The 3,897-nt window shown below is 43.3% G+C and carries 2 protein-coding genes and 1 pseudogene; all 3 read left to right on the forward strand.

Annotated elements, in window-relative coordinates:
* The first annotated feature begins 72 nt into the window (after window positions 1-72).
* Window positions 73-1,254, forward strand: coding sequence for a transposase (locus JGK22_RS32655; protein WP_293314512.1), 1,182 nt, complete (start codon window positions 73-75; stop codon window positions 1,252-1,254).
* Window positions 1,255-1,731: 477 nt separating this feature from the next.
* Window positions 1,732-3,549 carry a group II intron reverse transcriptase/maturase gene (ltrA, locus tag JGK22_RS32660; protein WP_293187180.1) on the forward strand — a complete coding sequence of 606 codons (1,818 nt, stop codon included), beginning with the start codon at window positions 1,732-1,734 and terminating at the stop codon, window positions 3,547-3,549.
* Between the two features lie 91 nt (window positions 3,550-3,640).
* Window positions 3,641-3,897: pseudogene (locus JGK22_RS32665) on the forward strand (RNA-guided endonuclease TnpB family protein); the annotation flags it as partial.

Raw genomic sequence — 3,897 nt, forward strand, 5'->3', positions numbered from 1 at the left:
GTATTGTAAAACTTCATTCAGTTTGTAAGCATAAGTAATCAAGCATGGTATTATGTGGTCAGGAGGTTGAGAATGCAGCTAACAGAACGTCACATCATTAAATCGAAAGAACGCCGTTTCGTCCAAATTGACGAACTAGCTTTTAAATCGAAGAATCTCTACAATGCTGCCAATTATGTCCTTCGTCAAAGTTTCATTTATGGATGGGGCTATGTCAATTACAACGAAATGAATCGCTTGATGAAATCTCACGCAGCTTACAAGGCAATGCCTGCCAAGGTTAGCCAGCAAATCTTGATGTTGTTAGACAAAAACTGGAAATCGTTTTTTGAAGCTCTCAAAGCTTACAAAAAAGATGCCTCTAAATTTACGGGTCGTCCAAAACTACCTAAGTACAAAGATAAAGTCAAAGGTCGAAATATCCTGGTTTATACGATTCAAGCAATAAGCAGCAGGCAGTTGAAAAATGGAATTATTAAACTGTCAGGTACTGAGATTTTAATCAAAACCAAAGTAAATCCCGAACGAATTTGTCAAGTTAGATTGGTTCCCAAATGCGATGCTTATGTAATTGAGGTAATTTACGATGAACCGGAGTCCACCGCTAGCAGTAACAACTTCGTAGCTAGTATTGATTTGGGACTGGACAATTTAGCGGCGCTAACTTCAAATCAACCGGGATTTATCCCTCTTTTGATTAACGGGCGACCACTCAAATCGATTAACCAGTTCTACAACAAACGTTCTTCGCAGTTGCAATCCCAACTAAAAGGGGAGCGCAAAACCTCACCCCGGCTTCAACGCTTAACCCGCTGTCGCAACCAAAAAGTCGATAATTACTTGCATCACACAAGTCGATTAATAGTCGAACTTCTGACGGCAAATCAAATTGGGACGCTAGTAATTGGCAAAAATGCACAGTGGAAAACTGAAATTAACCTGGGAAAACGAACTAATCAAAACTTTGTCAGCATTCCTCACGCTCGATTAATTGAGATGTTGGAATACAAGGCTCGATTGGTGGGAATTAAGGTGATTGTTCAAGAAGAATCTTACACGTCTAAGTCGAGCGTGCGTTTCGTTCTGAAGAAACCCAGAAATGGGGGGAATTCAGGCTCTAATAAGGTAATCCAATATGGATTGAGTTCGCACTTTAATCCCTTGTTAGATGACAACTTGTTCGTCTTGTGGGTGAGAACACTGTTCAAGTCCCATCCCGCTGGTGCTGCGGTGAAAGCATCACCCCTACGGTAGCGATTAGCCATCAATCCGTAAAGCGGGGTGAAAAAGCGGTAACTGGAAAACCTATTCTAGAATCCCGTTGAGCAGGAGTTTATGGGTAGCAAAAGCAAAGGTACATCCGAACCATCGTGAGAGATAACCAGCGAAACAGGTTGATACGCTGGGAGTCCCAAAAGGGCAAGGATTGGTAATAAAGGGATTCTACCTTCAATTTACCACAGGGTTGGCAATTGTTTGTTTGACCAACCAAGCACTCTGTAATAAACCCGGTGGAAAGTACCACCCTAAAAGCTCTAAACAAAGACGAACAGGAACGAAATAACCTACCGTTTGCTCTCTGGAAAAGTCGATTTTCAGAGTAGGTGCTAACCGGATGCAACGGCAAGGAGAGATTGGGTCAAAAGCGAAAGCTCCCCTGTAACGAGGGAGATATGCAGACAGACCCACGGTGTCTCGGAAGATAGAGCCTCCAGTAGCAATATAAAAGTCATGAGCACGGTAAAACCGATGTATGAATGGAACAAGACTCCTTGGCGAAAGCTGGAAAGAGTTGTGTTCAAGTTGCAGAAAAGAATCTATCAAGCCGCCAATCGTGGTGATATTAAGGCGCTTCGCAGACTCCAAAAGTTGTTGATGAAGTCCTGGGCTGCAAAATGCTTAGCGGTTCGTAGGGTTACTCAGGATAACAAAGGAAAAAAGACGGCAGGTGTGGATGGTGTCAAATCACTAACCCCAAAGCAACGCCTTGACCTAATAGGTAATATAAACCTGAGTTCAAAGGTCAGCCCAACCAGGCGAGTATGGATTCCCAAGCCTGGTACAGAAGAGAAGCGACCTTTAGGAATCCCAACAATGAAAGACCGGGCATTGCAGGCGCTTGTTAAACTGGCATTAGAACCAGAATGGGAAGCGCGATTTGAACCGAACCAATATGGGTTCAGACCTGGACGCTCGTGCCAAGATGCTATCGGGGCAATATTTAATGCGATTAGGTATAAGCAAAAATATGTGCTAGATGCGGACATCGCCAAATGCTTCGACAAAATCGACCATGAAGCACTGCTTAAAAAATTAAATACATTCCCGCTTTTGCGCCGCCAAATCAAGGCATGGCTCAGAGCGGGGGTGATGGACGGACAGCAGTTGTTTCCAACACTTGAGGGTACGCCACAGGGTGGAGTTATTTCTCCACTACTGGCTAATATAGCTCTCCACGGGATGGAACATCGAATTAAGGAATTTGCCAAAACCTTGGACATCAAAAAGTCAACAGGAAAAGGGCAAGTAAGCTGGCAACAAAAATGTAAAAGCATATCCTTAATAAGATACGCCGATGACTTCGTAATTCTCCACGAAGATTTAACCGTTGTTCAAAAGTGTAAAGAGATAATCTCTGAATGGCTAAAAGGCATGGGTTTGGAGCTAAAATTCAGTAAAACAAGGATAGCTCACACAATGAGCAGCCATGATGGACAGTCTCCAGGATTTGATTTCCTGGGATTCAAAGTCAGGCAATATCCATCTGGCAAATATACTAGCGGGAAAAATCCCCAAGGTGAACTACTGGGTTTCAGCACAATCATCACCCCAAGCCCGACAAAAGTTAAGATACACCTCAAAGAAATCGCAAGAATAATAGACATCCACAAAGCCAAATCTCAATCAGATTTAATTAAGAGGTTAAATCCTCTAATTATAGGGTGGGCTAATTATTACCGAACGGTTCCAAGTAGCAAAGTCTTCTATAAATTAGACTCACTGGTGTATCAAAAACTCAGAGCTTGGGCAAATCATCGCCATCACAAATCGAAAACATGGGTGTCAAATAAATACTGGCAAACCATAGGCAATGATCACTGGGTATTCGCAATCAGGGAAGAAGGGACTAACCCTCTCCGGTTACGTAAACATGGTCAAATAAAAATCATAGACCATGCCAAAGTTAAAGGCGAATCGTCACCATACGACGGAAACCTGGTGTATTGGAGTATAAGAATGGGAAAACACCCTGAAAGTCCCAAAAGAGTGACAACACTTCTTAAGATTCAAAAGGGTAAATGTTCTCACTGCGGATTACATTTTCGAGACGAAGATGTCATGGAAGTTGACCACAGAATTCCTAAATCGAAAGGTGGAAAGGATTCTTATGACAACTGGGACTTACTTCACAGGCATTGCCACGATATAAAGACTGCTACAGATGGCAGTCGGGGTACAAAATCTAGCTGTAAAAGTGTTAAACCTAAGCCACCTTCACGTACAGAATGGTTCTGGAAAGAGGATATGTTGGTAACGCGGTATGAGTGACAATCACCGAGTCATTGAGGAGCCGTGTGAAGAGAAATTTTCACGCACGGTTTTGGAGAGCGGCGGCTCTCGTGAGGGGGTCGCCGACTTTAATTTCTTGAATCTAGATCCAATTCCTGTGTACGGGCATACTAGCGCTTTGGATGTCGTATTTAGTGGCAGGCGAATCAAAAGAGGATTATACAGAACATCAGTCGGTCAATTAATTAACTCCGATGTTAACGGTTCTTACAACATCCTCAGAAAAGCAATCCCAAATGCCTTTGGCAATGGGATAGAGAGCTGCGTAGTTCAGCCAAGGCGGGTCAATCCGCTCGAAGTGAAAGCGAAAGGGGAGGGACTGGAAGC

The sequence above is a fragment of the Microcoleus sp. PH2017_08_TRC_O_A genome, from assembly GCF_020738665.1.
Taxonomy (GTDB): Bacteria; Cyanobacteriota; Cyanobacteriia; order Cyanobacteriales; family Microcoleaceae; genus Microcoleus.

What these genes read in the sequence shown, in the direction of transcription:
- JGK22_RS32655 (WP_293314512.1), top strand. Translation starts at nt 73, where the DNA reads ATGCAGCTAACAGAACGTCACATCATTAAATCGAAAGAACGCCGTTTC.
- ltrA (WP_293187180.1), top strand. Translation starts at nt 1,732, where the DNA reads ATGAGCACGGTAAAACCGATGTATGAATGGAACAAGACTCCTTGGCGA.